This window comes from Nostoc sp. 'Peltigera membranacea cyanobiont' 232, from assembly GCF_002245985.1.
Taxonomy (GTDB): domain Bacteria; phylum Cyanobacteriota; class Cyanobacteriia; order Cyanobacteriales; family Nostocaceae; genus Nostoc.
In genome coordinates, this window is record NZ_NOLK01000132.1 from 1 (window position 1) to 23002 (window position 23002).

General features: G+C 43.0%; 18 protein-coding genes and 1 pseudogene. 12 read left to right on the plus strand and 7 right to left on the minus strand.

Features of this window, described 5'->3' with window-relative positions; genetic code table 11:
* Nucleotides 1–362 precede the first annotated feature (362 nt).
* The 3 genes from CDG79_RS30340 to CDG79_RS30350 all read left to right on the plus strand — a co-directional run bounded on the left by CDG79_RS30340 (nucleotide 363) and on the right by CDG79_RS30350 (nucleotide 4452).
* Nucleotides 363–479: a photosystem II reaction center protein I gene (locus CDG79_RS30340; protein WP_041566417.1), complete on the plus strand. Its 117-nt coding sequence runs from the start codon at nucleotides 363–365 to the stop codon at nucleotides 477–479.
* A gap of 136 nt (nucleotides 480–615) precedes the next feature.
* Nucleotides 616–3564, plus strand: a complete 2949-nt coding sequence (locus CDG79_RS30345; protein WP_094345432.1) for a DUF3769 domain-containing protein — start codon at nucleotides 616–618, stop codon at nucleotides 3562–3564.
* Between the two features lie 270 nt (nucleotides 3565–3834).
* Nucleotides 3835–4452 (plus strand): FMN-dependent NADH-azoreductase, encoded by a 618-nt coding sequence (locus CDG79_RS30350; RefSeq protein ID WP_094345433.1) that lies wholly within the window; start codon nucleotides 3835–3837, stop codon nucleotides 4450–4452.
* 242 nt (nucleotides 4453–4694) lie between these two features.
* On the opposite strand, the gene pdxH is transcribed toward CDG79_RS30350, so the two are convergent.
* Entirely contained in the window at nucleotides 4695–5339 is a 645-nt protein-coding gene (gene pdxH, locus CDG79_RS30355) for a pyridoxamine 5'-phosphate oxidase (protein WP_094345434.1), read from the minus strand.
* A 141-nt stretch (nucleotides 5340–5480) separates the two neighbouring features.
* Here pdxH and CDG79_RS30360 point away from each other — a divergent pair, with 141 nt between their 5' ends.
* The 6 genes and pseudogenes from CDG79_RS30360 to CDG79_RS30380 all read left to right on the plus strand — a co-directional run bounded on the left by CDG79_RS30360 (nucleotide 5481) and on the right by CDG79_RS30380 (nucleotide 12185).
* The gene (locus CDG79_RS30360) at nucleotides 5481–6566 is read left to right on the plus strand and encodes an AI-2E family transporter (protein ID WP_094345435.1); all 1086 of its coding nucleotides are present in this window, start codon (nucleotides 5481–5483) and stop codon (nucleotides 6564–6566) included.
* 504 nt (nucleotides 6567–7070) lie between these two features.
* Nucleotides 7071–7901: a segregation/condensation protein A gene (locus CDG79_RS30365; protein ID WP_094345436.1), complete on the plus strand. Its 831-nt coding sequence runs from the start codon at nucleotides 7071–7073 to the stop codon at nucleotides 7899–7901.
* Nucleotides 7902–7968: 67 nt separating this feature from the next.
* A pseudogene (locus CDG79_RS45630) lies at nucleotides 7969–8073 on the plus strand (DUF4351 domain-containing protein); the annotation flags it as partial.
* Nucleotides 8074–8207: 134 nt separating this feature from the next.
* Nucleotides 8208–8426, plus strand: a complete 219-nt coding sequence (locus CDG79_RS44220; protein ID WP_094345437.1) for a hypothetical protein — start codon at nucleotides 8208–8210, stop codon at nucleotides 8424–8426.
* Between the two features lie 178 nt (nucleotides 8427–8604).
* Nucleotides 8605–11265: a bifunctional aconitate hydratase 2/2-methylisocitrate dehydratase gene (acnB, locus tag CDG79_RS30375; protein ID WP_094345438.1), complete on the plus strand. Its 2661-nt coding sequence runs from the start codon at nucleotides 8605–8607 to the stop codon at nucleotides 11263–11265.
* A 656-nt stretch (nucleotides 11266–11921) separates the two neighbouring features.
* Nucleotides 11922–12185, plus strand: a complete 264-nt coding sequence (locus tag CDG79_RS30380; RefSeq protein ID WP_094329849.1) for a hypothetical protein — start codon at nucleotides 11922–11924, stop codon at nucleotides 12183–12185.
* A 76-nt stretch (nucleotides 12186–12261) separates the two neighbouring features.
* Here the strand turns inward: CDG79_RS30380 and ggt are convergent, their stop codons facing one another.
* The 3 genes from ggt to CDG79_RS30395 are packed head-to-tail and all read right to left on the minus strand — an operon-like array spanning nucleotide 12262 to nucleotide 14770.
* On the minus strand, nucleotides 12262–14061 hold the full coding sequence (gene ggt / locus CDG79_RS30385; protein ID WP_094345439.1) for a gamma-glutamyltransferase: 1800 nt from the start codon (nucleotides 14059–14061) through the stop codon (nucleotides 12262–12264).
* 36 nt (nucleotides 14062–14097) lie between these two features.
* Complete coding sequence (locus CDG79_RS30390) at nucleotides 14098–14466, minus strand: pentapeptide repeat-containing protein (RefSeq protein ID WP_094329851.1); 369 nt, start codon at nucleotides 14464–14466, stop codon at nucleotides 14098–14100.
* Nucleotides 14456–14770 (minus strand): hypothetical protein, encoded by a 315-nt coding sequence (locus tag CDG79_RS30395; protein ID WP_189525190.1) that lies wholly within the window; start codon nucleotides 14768–14770, stop codon nucleotides 14456–14458. The genes CDG79_RS30390 and CDG79_RS30395 overlap by 11 nt, the downstream gene beginning before the upstream one ends.
* Nucleotides 14771–15141: 371 nt before the next feature.
* Here CDG79_RS30395 and CDG79_RS30400 point away from each other — a divergent pair, with 371 nt between their 5' ends.
* Together CDG79_RS30400 and CDG79_RS30405 are read left to right on the plus strand one after the other, a co-directional pair.
* Nucleotides 15142–16467: an ABC transporter ATP-binding protein gene (locus tag CDG79_RS30400; RefSeq protein WP_094345440.1), complete on the plus strand. Its 1326-nt coding sequence runs from the start codon at nucleotides 15142–15144 to the stop codon at nucleotides 16465–16467.
* 39 nt (nucleotides 16468–16506) lie between these two features.
* The gene (locus CDG79_RS30405) at nucleotides 16507–18246 is read left to right on the plus strand and encodes an ABC transporter permease (RefSeq protein WP_094345441.1); all 1740 of its coding nucleotides are present in this window, start codon (nucleotides 16507–16509) and stop codon (nucleotides 18244–18246) included.
* 320 nt (nucleotides 18247–18566) lie between these two features.
* Here the strand turns inward: CDG79_RS30405 and CDG79_RS30410 are convergent, their stop codons facing one another.
* The 3 genes from CDG79_RS30410 to CDG79_RS30420 all read right to left on the minus strand — a co-directional run bounded on the left by CDG79_RS30410 (nucleotide 18567) and on the right by CDG79_RS30420 (nucleotide 21518).
* Entirely contained in the window at nucleotides 18567–19097 is a 531-nt protein-coding gene (locus CDG79_RS30410) for a hypothetical protein (RefSeq protein WP_094345442.1), read from the minus strand.
* A 284-nt stretch (nucleotides 19098–19381) separates the two neighbouring features.
* Complete coding sequence (locus CDG79_RS30415; RefSeq protein WP_094345443.1) at nucleotides 19382–19963, minus strand: hypothetical protein; 582 nt, start codon at nucleotides 19961–19963, stop codon at nucleotides 19382–19384.
* Nucleotides 19964–20165: 202 nt separating this feature from the next.
* Nucleotides 20166–21518: a helix-hairpin-helix domain-containing protein gene (locus tag CDG79_RS30420; RefSeq protein ID WP_094345444.1), complete on the minus strand. Its 1353-nt coding sequence runs from the start codon at nucleotides 21516–21518 to the stop codon at nucleotides 20166–20168.
* Between the two features lie 354 nt (nucleotides 21519–21872).
* Between CDG79_RS30420 and CDG79_RS30425 the strand changes: the two genes are divergently transcribed.
* The gene (locus tag CDG79_RS30425) at nucleotides 21873–22844 is read left to right on the plus strand and encodes an SGNH/GDSL hydrolase family protein (protein WP_094345445.1); all 972 of its coding nucleotides are present in this window, start codon (nucleotides 21873–21875) and stop codon (nucleotides 22842–22844) included.
* Nucleotides 22845–23002: the final 158 nt, after the last annotated feature.

Consider the following 23002-nt stretch of genomic DNA (forward strand, 5'->3'; position numbering starts at 1 on the left):
ACTGGGGACTGGGGACTGGGGACAAGGAGAATTATTTCTTCTAACCTGTAACTTATGCCTCTATCCTTTTTTTTAGAAACTTTTACCGTCAGCGAACGTCACAAGAGTAAACTAATCTCTGAGTTATTTATTAGGGTCATCTAAAAGTCAGACAGTTGACATCTTGCACCATTCTCAATAACTGTAAGGTAGACACTGCCAGTCCCCATCGCCCCTAATCCCCAGAGGGGGCTCCGAGTTCCCCAATCCCTAGAGTCGTCTAAAAAAGGGACGAGATTTGGGTAATATAAAGTAGCTATCTTTTCTGCATGGCAGATCCTCAAAGAAAAGCTTTCTTTGTTTTACCCCTTGGAGATATTTCTATGCTGACTTTAAAAATCGCTGTTTATATTGTTGTTGCCTTCTTCGTTACTATCTTCATCTTCGGATTTTTGTCGAACGATCCAGCTCGTAACCCCGGCCGTCGGGACTTAGAGTAAAAGGGCGATAAATCATCCGCGACTTTGGAAGGCGGAAAATACTAAACGCCACGGAAACTTACTAAGGGAAATTTAGTAAGTTTCTTCCTCCAGGTAGCTTGCTGTAGGTAGCAGAAGGCGACAGTCGGAAGGCAAAATGTATAGTTTATCCTTCCGTCCGTCATTTGGCTGTTTGTTAGCCCGATTTTGCTCACTTATGCTTCATCCAGTTCTGCCACCCAATCCGCCTCCTATCCTCGAATCTTTACAACCTGTAAATCCCACCTCATCTGCTAGTCATACAAAGTTTCTTTCAGTTGTAGAAACTGGAATACAGCAAAAGACAGACAAATCCAAGCAGTCCAAGGATTTGGCTGAGTTGGCAATTGCGGATGACAACAAGAGTCATTCGCAATTGCCAACTCCGACAAACTCAACTCAGGATGACTTGGTAGTTGTGGAAACTCCTTCTGTACCCCATCCACCAGAAACCTTTCCACCAGAAATTTCTCCCATTACTGGCTCTAGAAGTGCTGGACTTTTGGGGCAATCACTGGTTGTTGGTTATCCCACGCAGGAGGTTAAAACCTCTAATAACCAAGATAAAGAAGACACAAAGACAAGTTCAAGCATCGGCGTTCGGCGCTCGGAACTTCTCCTAAGAGCGGCGTTACGCAAACGGGAGAAGGAAAGAGAAGCTACTGCATTGCCAATAAAAGTTGGAGCGGAGGCTTCTCTAGATGTAAGATGCGAACCTTCTCAAAAACTTGGTGAGCGATGTCTGACGACAAGCCGCTCCGCGTCTACGCTAAATCCCAACTATGTTGCTGGAGAAAAACAAAACTTTTTGGACTCTCCACGATTTAGCTATGGAGTTTCCCCAAATCCCCTGGTCGCCCAATTTCCGCTTCCTCTTCAAATTGCCCCAAGTGTTACAAACAACAAGTTAGTCACATCCAAGGCGGAAATTTTAGCTGAGAAGTTAACTCAGCTAAAACAGCAAAGTAATATTATTACTGCGCCACAGTCTCCAAAAAACGACAATATCTCCGTATCTGCTGCCGATCTTGCACCAAGTTCTCAATCAGTAAAACATTTTATAAAATTTCAGTCTCGTAACCCGACAAAGCAACTCTCAACACCGTTCACTGTAGAATTCAGTTCGCAAGTCCAACAACAAGCTCAAACAGTAACCCCTACACCAAAAGTAAATACCACCAATCAGCCACAAGCGCCTACTAGCACACCGCCAGCCAAACCGAGAATTGTAGAAGTAACTTCAGATCGGCAAGAGTATGACGAGCAACGGCGAATTATTACAGCTGTAGGTAATGTAGTAGTGCGATTTGATGGAGCGGTGGTAGATGCCGATCGCCTGCAAGTCAATTTGGACAACTTGATTGCTGCGGGGGAAGGCAACGTAACTTTAACACGGGGCGATCAGATACTGCGTGGACAACGCTTTACCTATAACTTTGTTCAAGATAGTGGGGAACTGCTAAATGGTAGAGGAGAAATTTATGTACCCTCAGCACAAACAGATTTAGCTTTCTCACCCACAAATGTCACTGCTGGTGGAGTGCCAAAACGTCCACCGAGCGATCGCATTAGAGCCAATCAGCCCCTTTCGGGTGTGAGTAGCCCTGGACAGATTGATGTGGCATTGGGTGGTCAGTCCGATGCTAGCAACATCCCACCCCCGAAAGCAGGGGGTGCAGTCAATCGACTCAGGTTTGAAGCTGAACATATTGACTTCTATCCCCAAGGCTGGCAAGCAAGGGATGTTCGCATCACCAACGATCCTTTTTCGCCGCCAGAACTAGAGTTGCGTGCAGATACAGTAACTCTGACGCGAGAATCGCCCTTGGTAGACCGCATTAGGACACAGAAGCAGCGTTTGGTATTGGATCAAACCGTCTCCTTACCAATTCCGTTGAATGAGCGGACTATTGACCGTCGGGAGCGGGACGTTACACCTGCGATAGTTTCCCCCGGCTATGATGGAGAAGATCGGGGTGGTTTGTATATTGAGCGTGGCTTTCCACTGATCGATACAGAGAAGACAAGCTGGACGATTACGCCTCAGTTGCTAGTACAAAGGGCTGTGCAAGAAGGCACGGGTGATTTAGGCGCACTGTTTGCTGTAAAGACAAAGATAAATTCTGTTTTGAGTCCACGAGCCGTAATTGAGGGAACTGGGCAGTTAACCAGTTTTGACTTAAACAAGGTGGAAGACAATTTGCGAATAAATTTGGGATTGCGCCAGATATTAGGCGATCGCCTTCCCCATGTCTTGAATGTGCAATATAATTACCGCGATCGGCTCTACAACGGTACTCTCGGCTTTCAAACTGTCCAGAGCAGTTTTGGCGGCGTGATTACCTCTCCTGTGATTCCTTTAGGCAAGAGTGGCATCAACCTCACCTATCAGGCAGGCGTTCAGTATATTGATGCCAATACCGATCGCCAAGACTTGCTAGAACCCATACGGGAAAACGATCGCATCTCACTAGGTCGTTTTCAAGCCAGTGCTTTCCTCAGTAAAGGGTTATTGCTATGGCAAGGAAAACCATTACCACCCACTTCCAGTCAGGGATTACGATACACAGCTAGACCTGTTGTTCCTTACTTGCAAGCGATCGCTGGTCTCACAGGCACTAGCAGTTATTACACCAATGGTGATAACCAAAGCACCCTAACTGGTACAATTGGCTTAGTTGGGCAAATCGGTCATTTTTCTCGACCTTTTTTAGACTATACCGCCTTTAATGTTAGTTACTCTCAAGGCTTAAACAACGGATTATCTCCCTTTTTGTTCGATCGATCCGTTGATAACAAAGTGTTAAGCGCTGGGATATCACAGCAAATCTACGGGCCTTTTCGCTTAGGCTTTCAAACATCTGTTAACTTGGATACAGGTAGAGAATCTAGTACTGACTACATTTTAGAATATAGTCGTCGCACCTATGGCATCACCTTCCGTTACAATCCGGTGCTGCAATTAGGTGGCTTCAGCATCCGAATCAGTGATTTTAACTGGGGTGGTGGCACCGATCCATTTTCTGATGTGAAGCCAGTAGTAAACGGTGTGCAACAAGATAATTAATGAGAAGGATTAAACCAATTTATTCGCCTGAAATGAGTACAGATATTGAATTCTAAATTCTAGATTCTAACTCCTGAATTATTTTCCGAGCAAAGAATTTTTGATTTTACAGACAGACATTAATTATGTTAATCAAAAATTTTCAATAGTTACTTTATGGTAACTACTTTACTTTAGTAACTAGTTACTTTTAGTATCTGATGTAATGCTTGGAAATTTAGATCCAAAAAATGTAAAAGCAGTAAATCCTAGCTAATCAGGAGATATTTGGTGGTAAATATTCTACATATTGATTCCAGCCCCCGTGCTGAACGATCGCACTCACGAGAACTATCTAAAGAATTCGTCAGTGCTTGGAGGGCAGCACATCCTGAAGATGCGATCGCTTATCGAGATTTAGGGCATCACCCAGTTCCTCACGTTGATGAAGCTTGGATTGCGGCGGCATTTTCGCCACCAGAAACCCATACCCGAGAATTAGCTGAGGCAATCAGAATTTCTGACGAACTGGTTGATGAGTTTTTGGCAGCCGATCGCTACGTCTTTGGAGTGCCAATGTACAACTTCAATATCCCTTCCACTTTTAAGGCTTACATCGACCAAATCGTTCGCATTAACCGGACTGTTGCCTTAAATGCTCAAGGTTTTAAAGGGTTAGTCGAAGGTAAAAAGGCAGTTATCATTACAGCCCGTGGCGGTGACTTTAGCCCGGCCTCCCCTGCCGTTGCTTATGACTTCCAAGAACCCTACCTGCGGACGATTTTCGGCTTTATTGGGATTACAGATATTCAATTTATTAACGCCAACAGACTTAACGAGGGTGATGCCCGGACTCAATCTTTAGCAGAAGCACGGGCAGCAATTCAAGATGCGATCGCTCAGTGGTAATGTATTGACATTTAACAGATGGTCTGATGTGGGGAATTGGGAATTGGGGATGGTTATTCCCGCATTTCTCACAAGTTTGAAATGCAGAGGGGCAGAGGGGCAGAGGGGCAGAGGGGATTGAACTTGGCACATTGAACTCTCCTCTGCTCCCCTGCTCCCCTGCTCCCCTGCACAAGCACAGGCTTTGAGCATTGGTGAGAAATCCGGGTTATTCTCCTTGTCCCCTCTGCTCCCTTCTCCCTTCAAGGTGATAACCGCTCAATTTTCCAAGTGCCATTATCTAAACGGCTATAGAGTAAGCGATCGTGTAAGCGGCTAGAGCGTCCTTGCCAAAACTCAATTTCTGTGGGGATCACCCGTAAGCCTCCCCAATGAGGCGGTCGGGGGATCTCTTGATTTTCATATTTACTGTATAACTCCTGCAAACGTCGCTCCAAGACTTCTCGGCTTTCTATCACTTCACTTTGATTAGATACCCACGCACCCAGGCGACTGTTGGCAGGGCGAGTATCAAAATACTGGTCGGACTCAGTTTTGGAAACTTTTTCTACATACCCACAAATCCGAACTTGGCGTTCTAGTTCTGCCCACCAGAAGACTAAAGCCGCCAGAGGATTTTCTGCCAATTCTTGTCCTTTGCGGCTGTTGTAGTTGGTGAAAAAAGCAAAACCGCGTTCATCAAAATCCTTTAGCAGCACCATTCTGGCTGAGGGCTTACCGTCTGGTGTAACGGTAGCAATGGTCATGGCATTGGGTTCGGGGAGTTGCCCAGCTAGAGCCTGATCGAACCATTTTTGAAATTGGATAAAAGGATTGAGGTCTACTTCGAGTTCGCTTAAACCTTCCAAGGTGTAGTCTTTGCGGAGGTCAGCTATGGTTTTGTCCATTTTTATTTACTTCCTTACTATCAGATACGCTTATGCTTTTATATATATCTCTTTGTTAAAAAAAATCTATGATGATAAATAATTAGTGCCATCAATAATTTTACAAATTCTCTCAGCAATATCTAAAATAGGTTGCATAAAATGCGCCGTTCGGCCTCCCTTAAACGCCTGTTAATTTATGGTCTGAGCGGTCCAATTATCGCTCTTAATGTCTGGCTACTGTCTGTGCTTTGTCGCTACTTCCAGCATCCCCTTACCGTCTTGAGTATTGCGGCGATTTTGGCTTTTCTACTCAATTACCCGGTTAAGTTCTTTGAACGTGCCCAAATCACGCGCACTCAGGCGGTGATCGTAGTCTTACTTGCAACGCTTACCCTAGTAGGGATTCTAGGTGTTACCCTAGTGCCGTTGATCGTTGACCAAACAATCCAACTGTTAAATAAGATCCCTGATTGGTTAGGCGCTAGTCAAGCAAACTTAGAGCAGTTTGAGATCCTGGCAAAACAACGACGTTTGCCAATTGATCTAAGGGTTGTAAGCAGTCAAATCAATGCCAATATTCAGAATCTGGTGCAACAACTAGCTTCTGGTGCAGTGGGATTTGCTGGAACATTGCTGTCAGGATTACTTGACTTAGTGTTAGTCATTGTGCTTGCATTTTATATGCTTTTATACGGCGATCGCGTTTGGTATGGTCTAGTCAATCTTTTACCCTCTAATATTGGAGAGCCCCTTACCACAGCCTTGCGCCTAAATTTCCAGAACTTCTTTCTCAGCCAGTTGTTGTTAGGACTGTTTATGGTGCTAACCCTGACACCAATTTTCTTAGTGATGAAAGTTCCCTTTGCCCTGTTGTTTGCCATCCTAATTGGGATATCGGAACTTATTCCCTTTATTGGGGCATCTCTTGGCATTGGTCTGGTGACGATTTTAGTACTACTGCAAAATTGGTGGTTAGCAGTTCAAGTTGCCATTGCGGCAATTCTCATGCAACAGCTTAAAGATAACCTATTAGCTCCCAGGTTACTCGGCAACTTTATTGGGCTGAATCCTATTTGGATTTTTGTGGCTATTTTGATGGGATTTGAGATTGCTGGGTTGTTGGGGACGCTTGTTGCTGTTCCCATTGCTGGTACTATTAAAGGCACTTTCGATGCGATCAAAAGCGTTAAGCCGAGTGAGTTTGTATCAACCGTTACTATTGCTCATGACCCACCCCAAGATTGAGATGGCAGGTGAGCAGGGATTAGGGAGTGGGAAGATGGGAAGACAAATAATCTGGGAACTTGCAACGAGTATTTCCCCTTGTCCCTAATTCTCTTGTCCTCTTCCCATTTCCAATCCCCAACCCCAAAAGTTGCACATTCCGATCTCACAATTCACAATGGTGATTGATTACAAATTTCAGAGGATACTGCCAGCAGGCAATTCCTGATTAAAAAAGTGCAAGCAAATGTCTAAAGTACATGCTTTGCCAATAGTCAATGAGTTTACTGTTGAAGTTAAGGTCTTTTGATTCTCATTAACGCTCTTTTATGACTCTCGTCGGATAAAAATCATCCACCCTTATTTTTAAGGACTTTGATGAATTTAGGCGTAGGTTGGGTTGAGGAACGAAACCCAACACCAACAATCTCTGGTTTTGTTGGGTTTCACTTCGTTCAACCCAACCTACGAATATTTTATTTTTTCGGAGTAATAAAAGAGCGTTAATTAACTTAGAACCTATTGATGGAAGCTTCCGAGCTATTAGAAACAATCACACACCTGATTTACCAAGCTGAACAAGGAGAAATAGACCCTTGGGATGTCCAAGTGATTGAGGTGATTGACCGTTACTTGGAACTGATGGCACCGGAGTCAATAGGAAGAGGCTATGAAGCGGATTTGTCTCAATCTGGACAGGCATTTTTGTCAGCATCAATGCTGGTATTGTTCAAAGCCAATACATTGATGCAATTATCAACAGTAGGAGATGCTCAAGATGGTGTATTAGATGATACCCTAATGGAAGATGAAGACGGAATATCACATCACGGTCATCGTCTACCACTAGAACGGCAATTGCGTCGTCGTGCATCGGCAATGCCGCCACCAAAGCGTCGGGTGACTCTGCAAGAATTAATTAAGCAATTGCAGATTATGGCGAACCAGCTAAAACTGGTAGAAAAAGTCAGCAAACCTATCCGTCCCAAACGTCTGCCTAGCGTCCAAAGTATGCGGGAGGCGCTGGAGTTAGCTCACCAGGAAAATCTGACGGAAGTAGCTAGAGAACTTGAACAGGTGTTGAACTTATCAGCAAGAGGGCTAAATTCAGAGCAAAATTGGTTGAATTTAGAACAACTTGTAGAGTTGTGGACTCAGACAAAGCTTATCAACCAAAATGGGTCTGGACATGAGTCTAAACACAGTCATTTAGTTAGCGTTTTCTGGGCGCTACTACTACTTTCGGCTCAATCGAAAGTAGAGCTACTTCAAGAGGAGTTTTACCATGAGATTAAAATTCGGCTAATTACAGATTCAGCTAAGACCATTAACCCTTTTGAACAATCGATGAACTAAGAAAGTGAAAAGCGATCCTACAGATAATTTACAGATTTTTGATTCAGTCCCAAAATCCGAGTAGATTGAGGTCAAAGCATCAGAAAAAGTTACAGGAGAGATTAAAGAAATAGATGTTTTATTCACTCCTGCCAAACAGCAAAACTCTAATTTACAAATACTCGGTTTGTTATGAAGATTTGCTGAACATTCTGTAATAATAGAACCCTTCCGCAATCTAGCTTCTTAGCTCGACTTTATCCAAAATTAAGAACTCGGTTTTCTTTCTCCAGCGAAAACCCTGGCTTTTTAGCAAAGACTTTTTCCATGTCACAGATTATGGATGAAGTTAAAAAAGTAAAACTACTGTCCCATAAAGGTTTCAGCTTAGGCGTTCGTGCAACGACTCCGCAGGAGTATCGCGTTGCGAAGCCAATGGATTTGGAACTATGCAAAAAGACGGTTGGTTATCAGGAGTACATTTTCTCCCAGGTTAAAAGTCTTAATTTTCTCTTAGTCCACGGAGGTGGACTAAGTTTAGTGTAGTAGCGAATTCCATTCGCCCAATACTTTTCAAACACTAAAGTTTCAGTATAAAAAAATTGCAGTCAACCGATTACTCATAAGGCTTTCAGCTATAAAAGTAAGCTAAACTTTTATAGCCAAGTATTGCCTAAAAATATTTCATAATTAAAGGGAGAAAATCCCAATGGAGAACATAAAAATGCTGGAATCATATCGTAAACACGTTGCTGAAAGGGCAGCACTCGGTATTCCCCCTTTACCATTAGATGCGAAGCAAACCTCAGAATTATGTGAATTACTGAAAAATCCGCCCAAGGGTCAAGAGGATATATTATTGCATTTATTGAGCGATCGCGTTTCTCCTGGTGTCGATCCAGCAGCTTATGTCAAAGCTGGATTTCTCACCGCCATTGCCAAAAAGGAAATCACCAGCCCGTTGATTGCGCCCATAGAAGCGGTGCAATTGCTAGGGACAATGATTGGTGGTTACAATGTCCAATCTTTAATTGATTTGCTGCAATTGCCCACTGTATCCGTCTCCGACTCATCCGAAACACCTCTGGTAATGGGCGGACAAGGAAAGGAACCCATCGCCGCTTATGCCGCCAACGCCTTAAGCAAAATTCTTTTGGTGTATGACGCTTACCACGATGTTTTAGAGTTATCTAAAACCAATCCTTTCGCCAAACTAGTAATTGACTCTTGGGCGGAAGCTGAATGGTTTACCGTTCGCCCCACAGTACCAGAAGCGATTACTGTCACCGTTTTTAAAGTTCCTGGCGAAACCAATACCGACGACTTATCCCCCGCCCAAAGTGCCACAACTCGCCCAGATATTCCCTTACACGCCTTAGTGATGTTAGAGTCACGGCAACCGGGAAGTGTGGCAACCATTGCCGAACTGAAGAAAAAAGGGCATCCTGTAGCTTACGTAGGGGATGTTGTTGGTACTGGTTCCTCGCGGAAATCTGCCATCAACTCGGTATTGTGGCATACAGGAAATGATATCCCTTTTGTGCCAAACAAACGCGCTGGGGGTTATGTTTTAGGTAGTGCGATCGCACCAATCTTCTTTAACACTGCTGAAGATGCCGGTGCTTTGCCTATTCAGTGCGATGTCACCAAACTCGAAACCGGCATGGTAATTACCATCCATCCCTACAAAGGCGAAATCACAAACGTTGCAGGCGAAGTCATTTCCACCTTTGCCCTCAAACCCGATACCATTCTCGATGAAGTCCGCGCAGGTGGACGCATCCCCTTACTTATCGGCCGTACCCTCACCGACAAAACTCGTCTTGCACTTGGTTTAGAACCCAGCACCGTTTTCACCCGTCCCCAGCAAGCTTTGGATACAGGTAAAGGCTATACCCTGGCACAAAAAATGGTCGGTAAAGCTTGCGGATTACCTGGTGTGCGTCCTGGCACATCCTGCGAACCCATCATTACTACCGTTGGTTCCCAGGATACCACAGGCCCCATGACTCGCGACGAATTGACAGAACTCGCCTGTCTTGGTTTCAGTGCAGACTTAGTTATCCAGAGTTTCTGCCACACTGCTGCTTATCCCAAACCAGTAGACATCAAAACCCATCACGAACTCCCCGATTTCTTTGCCTCTCGTGGCGGTGTTGCCCTCCGTCCCGGTGATGGTATCATCCATTCTTGGTTAAACCGGATGCTGCTACCCGACACCGTGGGAACTGGCGGCGACTCTCACACCCGCTTCCCCTTGGGTATTTCCTTCCCCGCCGGTTCTGGATTAGTGGCCTTTGCAGCCGCCTTGGGTGTCATGCCTTTAGATATGCCAGAGTCAGTTTTGGTAAGATTTAAAGGTGAATTGCAACCAGGTGTCACCCTGCGGGATGTTGTAAATGCTATTCCTTATGTGGCAATTCAAAAAGGTTTGCTGACAGCAGAGAAGCAGAATAAGAAAAATGTTTTCTCCGGGCGAATTTTGGAAATAGAAGGTTTGCCAGATTTAAAAGTTGAACAAGCCTTTGAACTGACCGATGCTAGTGCCGAACGTTCTTGTGCAGGATGTACAATTAAGCTGAGTGTAGAGACAATTTCTGAATATCTGCGTTCTAATATAGCACTGTTGAAAAATATGATAGCACGGGGCTATGACGATCCACGTACCATGCTGCGCCGTGTGGCAAAGATGGAAGAATGGTTAGCAAATCCCGTGTTATTAGAAGGTGATGCCGATGCGGAGTATGCCGAAATAATTGAAATTGATTTGAACGAAATCAAAGAACCAATTGTTGCTGCTCCCAATGACCCCGATAATGTTAAGTTATTATCGGAAGTTGCTAATGACCCAGTGCAAGAAGTATTCGTCGGTTCTTGTATGACGAATATCGGTCATTATCGGGCAACAGCGAAAGTTTTAGAAGGTGCAGGTGAAGTGAAAACTCGCCTGTGGATAGCACCACCAACCCGCATGGATGAACACCAATTAAAAGAAGAAGGTGTATACAGCGTGTTTGGGGCTGCGGGTGCTAGAACAGAAATGCCAGGATGCAGTTTGTGTATGGGTAATCAGGCGCGAGTTGCTGATGGCACAACAGTCTTTTCTACGTCTACCCGCAACTTCAATAATCGCATGGGTAAAGATGCGCGAGTGTATCTTGGTTCGGCAGAATTAGCCGCAGTTTGTGCGCTGCTGGGGCGGCTTCCGACAGTGCAGGAATATTTGGATATTGTGGCGAGTAGAATTCATCCTTTTGCAGATGATTTGTATCGGTATTTGAACTTCGATCAAATTGTCGGTTTTGAGGATGAAGGAAGGGTGATTGCGTTGGAAGATATGCCCAGGATTGAGGATATTTTGGGTATGCCAACGGCGGCGAGGTAGGTAAGCTAAACCACATCTAGTTTGCATATCTAAAATTTTTATAACTCTTGTGGGGTGGGCATCTTGCCGCCCTAATTATGCAATTTAAATGTGGAACAGCTTAATAATTGACATGAAATGCCGTAGGTAAAAACCTGTGGCTAGACGAACGAAGCCCGCTAGTGCGGGCTTTTTAATATAAATCAATCATAATTATGTCCGCAAAATCATATCATGTCCGGTTAAACAATTGTCATTGCGTTCGCCCTTGACATTCCCGTTCGTGTAGCGTCTCCGAAGGAGAAGGGTACGAAGTGGAAGGAAGCAATCCCAAAAGCCTTGCGATTGCTTCCTTCCACTTCGTTGCACTCGCAATGACATATCACAAGTAATTTGCCGGACATGATATCACTTACGATTAAGCTCCAATTTTAATCCACCAATGTAAGCCGGATGGAATTTCTAAATCCTGATTACAAAGCTTGGTCAAAACAGTAGTTATTGTTACACACGATCGCAAAAAACGCGGATAACATTAGAAAAATCTCACCCTATTAAATAAGGTGAGACAAAGCTGTTTATCTTTCTGCCCAAAAATAGCCCACAAGGCTGAGAAATTACTTGACAAAAGTCTGGTAATGTGCGTTAGTTTTTAGCTAAAAGCAAAGGAGTTTGCAATGCATCGACAAATGTGCTGGTTATCTAAGTCTGGTGGTGATGGGGAGAAAATTTTGTATTTGCAGACAGAACCCAATCAGCCTTGGCGGCCCTACACAGCTTTTGGGCATTTCACAGTCCCAGATTATCAAATACCAGGTGGTTCTAAAGGTTGGGCAACTTATCAAAAACTTCTCAAAGCAGGTTGGACACTAGTATCTAGCGCACGGGCAAATGAGTTTGGCAGTAGCAGCTACGCAGAGTCAACAATTCAAAATCAATAGTCATTGGTCATTGGTCATTGGTCATTTGTCATTGGTTATTCTCTGCGTTCCTGCGTCTTCCCAGTCCCTCACTCGCTCACAAACCTCTGGGGGAACCTTCACCGCGAGGATCTGCCGCGCCTTCTAGAGTTCCATCAGATGTAACAGCGATCGCGTTACCATTACCCCAAGGAGTAGTTTCCTTAATTTTATGCCCCCGACGGCGTAAGTCTTGCATAGTCAGAGCGTCCAAGCTCCAGGATTCAACCCGCAACTCATCGGGAAGCCATTGATGATGTATGCGTGGAACAGAAACAGCTGCACCAACATCCATGTTGTATTCCAGCACATTCAGGATCGTTTGCAAAACCTGGGTGATGATGGTGCTACCACCGGGCGCACCTGCTGCCATCCGAAAATGACCATTTTCTGTGACAATAGTGGGAGTCATGCTGGATAAAGGAGTTTTACGGGGTGCAATGCTGTTGGCATCGTTACCAACTAAACCAAAAGCATTAGGCACTCCTGGCGCAGCAGCAAAATCATCCATTTCATTGTTCAGGACGATTCCAGTTCCCGGTGTCACCACACCAGCACCAAAAATGAGGTTAACCGTGAAAGTCAGACTTACGGCGTTGTGTTCTCCATCCACAACAGTCAGATGAGTGGTTTCAGGAGATTCATACCGCGTCGCGTGCAGTTTTAGAGACCGAGCGGATAATGGAATGATATTTTCTCCTAAAATTTGATTATTAGCCTGACTAAAACGTTGTAGTGTCTTTCTATCTACTGGCTTGACCTCGGTCGAGGGTTTAGCCAGTTGCATATTAATTTCTTGACGGCGTTTTTTGGCGTAAGTTGGACTAATCAGTTCTTGTACAGGAACTTTGACAAAATCAGGATCGCCTAAATATTCTGAGCGATCGGCGTAAGCAATCTTCATTGCTTCTACCATTAAGTGGATAGCGTCGGGATGATGCCATCCTAAAGATTTTAAATCAGTGTCACCAATAATATTTAAAATCTGCAATAGGTGAACGCCTCCCGATGATGGTGGTGGCATTGAGCAGATTTTAGCTTTCCGAAAATTCCCACAAACAGGAGTCCGCCAGATTGGTTTGTAGGCTTTCAGGTCTTCTAGAGTAATTAAACCACCATTTTTTACCATATCAGAAGCGATCGCTCGAGCAATACTTCCGGTGTAAAAACTTTGGGGATTTTCAGAAATTGCTGTTAAGGTACGTGCCAAATCACGCTGTACCAGTTTCTCTCCTGGTTGGTAAAATTGGCCGTTGCGAGTAAAAATTTCCCGCGCGGCTGGATTATTGAGAAGCTGTTGCTGGCGCTGGTTGAGGCGCTGAGTTAGGACATCGCCAAGAATAAAGCCATCTTTAGCAAGTGCGATCGCAGGTTTGATTACCTCTTGCCAAGAAAGTTTACCATAGCGACGATGCACTTCATAAAGTCCCGCTACGGTTCCTGGTGTCGCTACTGCCAAATAACCATTGATACTTGCATTGGGACGCACTTTCCCTGCTGTATCCAGATACATATTTTTTGTAGCTTTCAGGGGGGCGCGTTCGCGGAAATCCAACGCTTTGATATCGCCAGTTTTCTCAGAGTGCATCAGCAAAAATCCGCCGCCGCCGATTCCTGCCGAAAAAGGCTCAACTACAGAGATGGCAAAAGTTGTGGCTACAGCTGCATCTACTGCATTACCACCTTTGCGTAACATTAAAATTCCCGCTTCACTCGCTAGGGGATGGGCTGAAACCACCATTCCCTTTTTGCTGCGTAGGGGTAAAGTTAAGGCGGCTGATGCAACTTGGCTGTAAACAAGGAGGGTGAAAGAAAAGATTGCGATGGCAATCTGCTTTGATTTAGCAACAGTAAGCATTTTTATGCCATTTTGTTTGGTATTTATTAGCCTACCTCACACCTTCTGCATATTTCTACTGACGGGATCAAAACCTCTAGGAAACCGCGTGCTTTCATCGTAGTAAGCGCCAGTCAGATTTGCTCCATACAACTTGGCATAGTTAAGTTTGGCTCCCCGGAGATTTGCTTCATTCAGTTTGACACCGCTCAAATTAGCTCTGGTCAAATTCGCTTTAGCTAAGTTAGTTCTACTCAAATCTGCTCCCCAGAGTTTAGCTTTCGCTAGGTTCGCTCCACTCAAGTCAGATCCCCATAAACTGATTCCGGGCAAATAGGCTCCAATCAACTTGTTCTTAATCAAGTTGACGGCTGGAAAATATCTTTCTCCTGCGGCAAAACGCCGTTTTAATTCCTCAGCATTCATGGGTCACGTTGACCTTTCTTAGCAATACAGAAGTTATTTGTTCCCATTCCTGGCTTAGTTCTCCTAGAAACTCTGGCTGACCACTACGCTGATACCAAAAATGGGCATTGTTCAAATCGCCTTCTTTGCGGTGCAGGTAAGCATGAACCCAGGCACTATCAGCATCGCTGGCATTTTGAACTATTTCATGAGCTTTGCTCCAGTCACCTTTGTTGTCATACCACATTGCTTGCAGCCCTTTTGGCAGTGTCTGAGGACATGAGCGCTGCTTTTCGATTAATCGTAAGAATTCCTCTGTATTCACGATCGCCACCCAACAAGAATCAAGCTTCTATCTCTATGATACTTCTTTGCGTCAGGTGCTTCTATATGTAACCGTCATAGTAGAGGTTGTTTATTTAATATCTGTAAGTACTCACAATTTACTCAAATGCACATATCTAATAAAACAACTTACTGTAATTTCTTCCTTTTAATATTCGGCTAGGCGATCGCTTTTTTGCAGAAATTAGGAGATTTATCTTATTAACTCTTGTAGCTAATTAATGACGACGCAAGGGAATCTTTAGGCTACAGTCATGTTCAAATTGCAGAAGAAACTATTTTTAGTCAGCTTTAACTGTAAAATAACCTCTACATGAGATTATATTTAATTATTTCCTTACAGAAAGAGTTATGGTCTTTAAAACAGCAATTGAACATCTGATCGCCCTAAAAAATGTCAGCAAATCTTATCAACAGCCCAACGGTCAGCAGATTGTCATCCTGGAAAATATCAATCTTGAGTTGCGTCCAGGAGAGATCGTTGCATTGCTGGGGCCTTCAGGTTCAGGTAAATCTACTTTGATGCGGATTATTGCTGGATTAATCCCGGCTAGTCAAGGCGAAGTTATATATCATAACCGTCCTCTAGTTGGTTTAAATCCTGGGGTAGCAATTGTTTTTCAAAGTTTTGCCCTTTATCCTTGGTTAACTGTACTAGAAAATGTGGAACTAGGTTTAAAAGCCAAAGGAGAAGCGCCAGATTCTCGACGGCAAAAGGCGCTACGGATGATTGATATTATTGGTTTGGATGGGTTTGAAAATGCCTATCCCAAAGAACTTTCTGGGGGAATGCGTCAGCGAGTTGGATTTGCTAGGGCTTTGGCCGTAGAACCAGAACTGTTATGTATGGATGAGCCGTTTTCGGCATTGGATGTACTAACAGCAGAAAACTTGCGGTTTGAGTTATTAGATTTGTGGTTAGAACGTCGCATACCCACCCAAGCCATTCTGATTGTCACCCACGGGATTGAAGAAGCGGTAATTATGGCGGATCGGATTATTGTTCTCGGACGCAATCCGGGAAGAATTCGGGCTGACTTACCTGTGACTTTACCCCATTACCGCGATCGCAAACACCCAAGTTTTCAAGCCTTGGTAGATCGGGTTTATACAATCATCACCAACCCAGAACTAGAACAAATTCAGCCCCCAACTACTACCTCTGTAGAACCTGCAACACCACCAGCAAAATATCAGTCTTTACCAGCCGTGCGAATTGGTTCCATTGCTGGTCTTTTGGAACTTTTAGAAGATCGTCAAGAAAAAGACTTATATCGGCTAGCCCAAGAATTGCAACTAGAAGTAGATGATATTTTACCAATTGTGGAAGCTGCAAAATTGATGGATTTTGTAGAACTTGCAGAAGGTGATATTAGCTTAAAACCAATCGGGCAAGAATTTATCAATGGTGGTATTGATGAACGCAAACAAATTGTGCGATCGCAACTTTTAACTCATATTCGCCTGGTACAGCAAATTTACCGTCTTTTGGAAGCGAAAAGTAATCAACGCATTCCCGAAGAATTAGTCTTAGATATTCTAGAAACTCACTTTAGCCCACAAGAAGCCGAGCGACAATTAAAAACCGTCGTTGATTGGGGTCGTTATGCCGAGATATACGGCTACGATGAGCCATCGGGACAAATCTTTTTAGAGCAAGTTGTTAATGCTGATTAGTCATTTGTCATTTGTCATTCTCCCTCACTCCATACTTTTATGACCCGACCCCTCACTCCTGCTAATAAAACTTTAGGACGTAACAATTGGACTTGGCAAGATGGATTGCTAATTCTGCTAATTTTATCTTTCATTGTGGCAATTATTAGAACCGCTTCTAAATTTAGCGGTACTTTTGAACCTGAACTCACAATTTCTACAAACATCAGTGCTTTGCCAGGATATACAGCCCAAACCTTGATTCGTATGGGGCTGGCTTACTTTTTCTCCCTAATTTTTACCCTATTGTACGCTTATACTGCTTATCGCTCCCGAATTGCAGAACGAATTTTAATTCCAATGTTGGATATTCTGCAATCGATTCCAGTATTGTCTTTTTTACCAGGTGTGGTACTAGCTTTGATTTCCCTATTTCCGGGCCAAAGAATTGGTGTAGAACTAGCAGCTATTTTGCTAATTTTCACTGGTATGACCTGGAATATGACTTTTAGTTTTTACCAATCTCTCCAAAGTATTCCGCGAGAATTAATAGAAGCAGCAGAGGTTTATCGGCTTAATCCCTGGCAACGTTTTTGGACATTAGAGTTACCATCTGGTGTAATTGGTTTGGTATGGAATAGTGTAATGTCGGTGGCTGGAGGTTGGTTTTTTTTAATTGCTATTGAGTCATTTACTTTAGGGAATAAAGATTTTCGCTTACCAGGATTAGGCTCTTTTTTAGGCACAGCAGCCAACAAAGGAGACTTTAAAGCGATATTTTGGGGCTTGGCGGTGCTGATTGCGATCATTGTAGCAACTGATTTTTTTGTGTGGCGACCCCTGATTGCTTGGGCAGAAAGATTTAAGTTGGAGATGCTTGAAACTGAAAATGCACCCCAATCGTGGGTGTTGGATGTTTTCAGACGATCGCCTACTTTCCGTGCAATTGGCGATCGCGTTTTTCAGCCATTACAAACAGTCTTAGACGATAGTTTAATTCGGTCGTTTCCCGTGCGTTCTGTACCTGTAAATGCCAAAGGCAATCTCAAGTTGCCGAGTTTTTTAAATTGGATATTTGTTAGTGGCTTCAGCTTAATTATCTTGTGGGGTACTTGGGAAGCTGTACTACTATTACGGACTTTAGGCTGGGATGATTGGCAACAGGTAATAAAGGGCGCTATGTTAACGGCGTTGCGGGTAATAATTGCTTTGATATTATCACTGTTGTGGACTGTACCTGTGGGAGTAGCCATTGGTCGCAATCGACGGTTGGCTCAAGTCTTGCAACCATTGGTACAAATCGCCGCCTCTGTACCAGCAACAGCTTTATTTCCAGTGCTACTGCTGGGGTTAACCCGCATCGCTGGCGGTTTGCAGATTGGTGCGATCGCTCTCATGATGTTAGGGACAATGTGGTATATCCTGTTTAATGTCATTGCTGGGGCACAATCGATTCCTTCAGACCTGATCGAAGCCGCTTGGGTATATAAACTCTCAACTTTGCAGCGCTGGCGAACCTTAATTTTACCCGCAATTTTTCCCTACCTAATTACAGGAATTATTACCGCAGTTGGCGGCGCTTGGAATGCCAGTATCGTCAGTGAGTACGTTACATTTCAAGGGCGAGTAATTAGTACTTCTGGATTGGGAGCAACAATTTCTCATGCCACAGCTACAGGCAATTTTTCCCTATTATTAGCTTCTACAGCGATCATGTCGCTATTAGTAGTATTAACCAATCGTTTGATTTGGCGACCTCTTTACAATCTAGCTCAAGAGAAATATCAATTATTGGTTTAATGTAACCGCTCAATAATCCGGGGTAAATCCCTCAGTGACAAGCCTCAAATGGCGTAAAATCGTTCCCAATATGGTAGTCCGCCCCGATTTATTGAGCGGATACGGTTTAATAACTTCTTTGTGAGGCTGCGCCAAATTTTTTGATCTCTTCTTTCTTCTCTCTGTGTCGCGCCAGTTACTACAAGTCAGGGAACCGCAAGGGCGTACTGGCTTCTCTGCGCCTCTGCGGTACGTAAAAAAAGTTTTGCTTAAGTTAAGGCTCGATCCTCTCTAACCCTCCTTAAAAAGGAGGGAATTAGATCGAGCCTCTAATATTACATTTACTTGACTGCAATAACTTCAAACTCGAAAGTACCGATTAAACGGTCATCAATATAGACATCTATTCTATACTTACCAAGCGGATCGCCAGGAGCGATCGTCCAAAAATTCCCAATCACACCGTCTGGAGCCGATTGTGTGCGCCGTGTCACAGATGTAGTACCATCTGCTGATATAGAGAAATCTTCACCGTTATCTGTACCCCAAGTTTCTGGAGGTTTTGGTAAATGTAAGACTTCGCGCCATTTCACTTCACCTTGATAGTCTTTGAGTTTAATCCGCCATCCGTAGGCGTTTCCCTGCTGAAGCGGCACTCTTGTTGTGCGGAAGATGGTAACGTTACCTTTGGTGTCAACTCTCTTTAGCCCAAACTCAGCGTTACTGACAATAATCTTTTTCAGACTTGTTGGCGTAGGAAATGGTGTGGCATTTTGTGCTATGCCAGAAGTAGCGGCGGTCGGCTCAGAACATATAACCCCAAATATTAGCCAAGAAGAAGCTAGCACAGCAATAGTAGCCCAAGTTCTCATTAGTATGATTTTCCTGTCAGACGTTTGGTACTTATTCCAGTAATCTGACATATTTTCCGGGTCAAAGAATACTTATGGCTGGAAAAAGACGAAATTATTTTTACAGATGGTTTTCCTGAATACTAGTGTTGGCGATCGCTAGTGAAGCTAACAAATAGATAATTGTTTTACCACATAGATAAATTCAAAATATTCATGCTCGATATCATTGAAATTGGTAAAGATTGAAGTTTCAGCAAAACTTAAAAATAGAAACTGCAATAAACTCACTTGGATTCCGAAAACTAATTCGGTTTTTGCACTACTATTTTGCTTACTTCATAACTTTTTTCACTGGTGTGATAACTTCTTCGCCATTTTTCAAGATGGTCTATAGATATTGATTTAGATGTGACGTTCACACTGCTTCCTCGCCAAGCAACTTCTGCATCTGTCGTGAAAACCCCACATTCTAATTGATCTAACCTCATATTCCAGTATTCACTAAATCGACCTTTTAAGGTTATAACTTGCTCAAATACCTTGTTTCTGTGTTTATTTCTTCTTTTTCTTTCTGTTGCTCCTGTTGCTTCTGTATCAATAAACTTAGTTTCAATTAAAAACAGACTACCTTTAAAAGTCCGGTAGACAAAATCACACTTCCCTAAATCTGTATAATCTGAAATTGGAGATTTTTCAAATAACAGCAATTCAGCGCACGAGGGAAACAAGTCTTTAATATTCAGAAATAAATAAGCTTGCAATAGAAGTTCTTTATCATAAGGAAATAAGATCACTCCTTCAAAAAACTTTTGAATGTCATCATGAGTTTGGGGTTGAATTTTTTTACAGTATGAAACAAATTTATGTAGCTCGTTTACGATCATCAAGTTTTAACTCCTTCCCCCAGTCGCAGCCTTAAGGGTCTTAGCATAAAAAGATACCATTCCCTCAAGGAAACCATCATCCGCATAAGTAACTAAAAAAACGTTTAAAATGCTGAATACTTAAGGCTTTTTACTGTTGACAGTTCAGTAGAAATAATTTTTAAGCTGCTTTTCAGTATTGATAGATTTTTCACTTCTGGCCCTAGCTACCAGTCAGTGATTTTATATGAGCAGGAAAACTGGCGTTTTGCAAAGCTTGAACAGTTATTCTAGAATCTTGTACGCAAAATTGCCAACCCAAGCGAACAAGTTTCCGAGAAGTTTCAGTTTGGATAATTCCAATCACTGGCATTTTTGCTTTTTCTTTATCTACTGAATGAGCTTGCAAAATTGTTTTCAAGAGATGTAGTTTTTCCATATCACCTGCTTGCTGGGGATTTAACTCCACCATTACCATTTGTACTGTTTCCACTGGTTCTACATCTTCAAGAATAAATTGAGTTTGCTCGTCGCGTCGATCTACTTTTCCCCAAATAATCAATCTAGTATCAACTACGAGTAGGGAACTAATGCGTTCATAAGTTTTGGGAAAAACTACAGCTTCTGATTGTGTAGTTAGGTCTTCTATTTGCAAAATTGCCATCTGTTCGCCTTTTTTTGTAACCACTTTTTTCACGATATTCAACATGACAACTGCACAAAGCCTTGTTTCTTCCCTTTGATCTCCCAGTTGTGAAAGGCTAATCGGTGTCAAAAGTGGTGTTATTTGCCGTAAAGATTTCAACGGATGATCTGATACATAAAAGCCTAATAATTCTTTCTCCTTCTGCAACTTTTCCTGTGGGGTAAAATCCATCACAGGTTTAGATTTAGGAGCAGTTTCAAAGGCATTATTTGCTCTTTTATTCTGAGTCGAAGAAAATCCGTCACCTAATAAGTCAAAGAGATTCCCTTGACCGCTAGCTCTGTCTTTAGCGCGAGATTGTGCCCAGTCATACACTAATTCTGAGTCGTTAATTAACTGTTGGCGGTTGGGTTCAATTTTGTCAAAAGCTCCACAGTAAATCAGCGATTCTAGAGTCCGGCGGTTAACAGCACGTAAATCCACGCGATCGCAAAAATCAGCGAGGGATTTAAACTCTCCTGTCTCATTTCTCGCCTCCAAAATGCAGGCGATCGCATTCTGTCCCACGTTACGCACTGCCGAAAATCCAAATAGAATCTTTCCTAATGTTGGTGTAAAATCAACGCCAGAACGATTAATATCTGGTGGATCTATGGAAATACCCATATTTGTACAGTTAGTAATATATCTCTGTACCTTATCGGTATCGCCACTGTTAGCCGTTAACAGTGCCGCCATATATTCTAATGGGTAATTAGCTTTTAAATATGCTGTCTGATAAGTTACATAACCATAGGCTGTTGAATGGGATTTATTGAAACAATTAGAAGCGATAAAACCATTTTTTATCCCAAAATTATGGTCGCGCTCAACCCCAATATCATAGACATTTTGTTTGCCTAAATACTTACGTGTGGCTATTTTTATCATCCTACCTTACCCCCAAAAAAGTTTTGCGGAATTAATTAATTGATAAAAACTGTACCTATACTAATACCTGTAATATAAAATTATATCACTAGAAAACACATGCTATACTCTTACACAAAAGTAGATAAAGTATATCAAAACTTTGAGAAACTATTAGATAAACAGTTAATAGCCATGTAATTGCTGTTTTTAAAGTTTATTAAACATATTCCAATAGATATTAATCCGCTTAGTCAGATGCCTGGGGAGTAGGGTGCAGGGTGCAGGGAGACAAAAGAGGATAAGCAATTCCCAATTTCCAATGCGTCAGTTACTATCGTTGAAAAGTAACTCAGTATTAAAGGGTGTGGGTAAGTGAAAGAGGCGCTGATTGTAATTTTGGCGGTGGTTGTGGGATTGTTTGTGGTAGTCGAGATCGGATTGCGATCGCTCTTTGGCTTTGGTAATCCCCTAGTTTACATTGGCGATGAGCGGATTGGTTATTTATTGGCTCCTAACCAACGTACCCGTCGTTTTGGTAATCGCATTGAAATTAATGAGTATTCTATGCGAGGTAGTCCGATCGATAAGACACCTGCACCTTCTGGGCTGCGAATTTTACTGTTAGGGGATTCTATTGCTAATGGTGGTTGGTGGACAGATCAGACTAATACAATATCCGCGATAATGATGCGTTCTCTGGCATCATCCACTCATAGTAATTATCAGGAAGTAGAAGTGCTAAATGCTTCAGCTAACTCTTGGGGGCCAAGAAACGAGTTAGCTTATTTAGAGAAGTTTAGCAACTTCAACGCGCAAATAGTAGTGTTATTAATTAATACTGATGATTTGTTTGCGACTCCTCCCACGTCTTTACCAGTAGGACGCGATCGCAACTATCCCGATAGTAAACCTCCCCTAGCATTAGCGGAAGTGTGGCAACGTTATATCGTCAAGCAGAAGCCAATTCCCGAAATGAAAGCGGTGCAAAATGAAGCAGGCGATCGCGTGGGGATTAATTTGGAGGCGATCGGTAAAATTCAAGCCCTGACTCGCCAAAGCAACAGCCAATTTCTACTAGTCATGACTCCTTTACTGCGAGAAATTGGTGAACCAGGCCCCCGCGATTACGAAATTAAAGCCCGCCAGCGCTTGATTGATTTTACCAAGACCCAGCAAATTAACTATATAGACTTTTTACCGATATTCAACTCAACTACTAACCCGCAAGGTTTGTATCACGATAGCATTCACCTCAACTTGCAAGGTAATAAATTTGTCAGTGAAGTTATGGAGCGATCGCTTCTAGAAAGACTGGGGGAGATACCACTTACTCAGAACTACTAAAGTTTTTTAGTGAGCGATAAGGGACTTCCAAAAAATAAAATATACAGTAGGGTGTGTTAGGCGAAAGCCGTAACGCACCGAGATATCTGGCGGTGCGTTACGCTGTCGCTAACGCACCCTACAAAATTGGATATTTTTTTAATTGGAAGTCCCTAAGT

Coding starts and splice junctions, on each gene's coding strand:
- CDG79_RS30340 (WP_041566417.1), top strand. CDS start 363: ATGCTGACTTTAAAAATCGCTGTTTATATTGTTGTTGCCTTCTTCGTT.
- CDG79_RS30345 (WP_094345432.1), top strand. CDS start 616: ATGTATAGTTTATCCTTCCGTCCGTCATTTGGCTGTTTGTTAGCCCGA.
- pdxH (WP_094345434.1), bottom strand. CDS start 5,339: ATGGACAAAACCATAGCTGACCTCCGCAAAGACTACACCTTGGAAGGT.
- CDG79_RS30360 (WP_094345435.1), top strand. CDS start 5,481: ATGCGCCGTTCGGCCTCCCTTAAACGCCTGTTAATTTATGGTCTGAGC.
- CDG79_RS30365 (WP_094345436.1), top strand. CDS start 7,071: ATGGAAGCTTCCGAGCTATTAGAAACAATCACACACCTGATTTACCAA.
- CDG79_RS44220 (WP_094345437.1), top strand. CDS start 8,208: ATGTCACAGATTATGGATGAAGTTAAAAAAGTAAAACTACTGTCCCAT.
- acnB (WP_094345438.1), top strand. CDS start 8,605: ATGCTGGAATCATATCGTAAACACGTTGCTGAAAGGGCAGCACTCGGT.
- CDG79_RS30380 (WP_094329849.1), top strand. CDS start 11,922: ATGCATCGACAAATGTGCTGGTTATCTAAGTCTGGTGGTGATGGGGAG.
- ggt (WP_094345439.1), bottom strand. CDS start 14,061: ATGCTTACTGTTGCTAAATCAAAGCAGATTGCCATCGCAATCTTTTCT.
- CDG79_RS30390 (WP_094329851.1), bottom strand. CDS start 14,466: ATGAATGCTGAGGAATTAAAACGGCGTTTTGCCGCAGGAGAAAGATAT.
- CDG79_RS30400 (WP_094345440.1), top strand. CDS start 15,142: ATGGTCTTTAAAACAGCAATTGAACATCTGATCGCCCTAAAAAATGTC.
- CDG79_RS30405 (WP_094345441.1), top strand. CDS start 16,507: ATGACCCGACCCCTCACTCCTGCTAATAAAACTTTAGGACGTAACAAT.
- CDG79_RS30410 (WP_094345442.1), bottom strand. CDS start 19,097: ATGAGAACTTGGGCTACTATTGCTGTGCTAGCTTCTTCTTGGCTAATA.
- CDG79_RS30415 (WP_094345443.1), bottom strand. CDS start 19,963: ATGATCGTAAACGAGCTACATAAATTTGTTTCATACTGTAAAAAAATT.
- CDG79_RS30420 (WP_094345444.1), bottom strand. CDS start 21,518: ATGATAAAAATAGCCACACGTAAGTATTTAGGCAAACAAAATGTCTAT.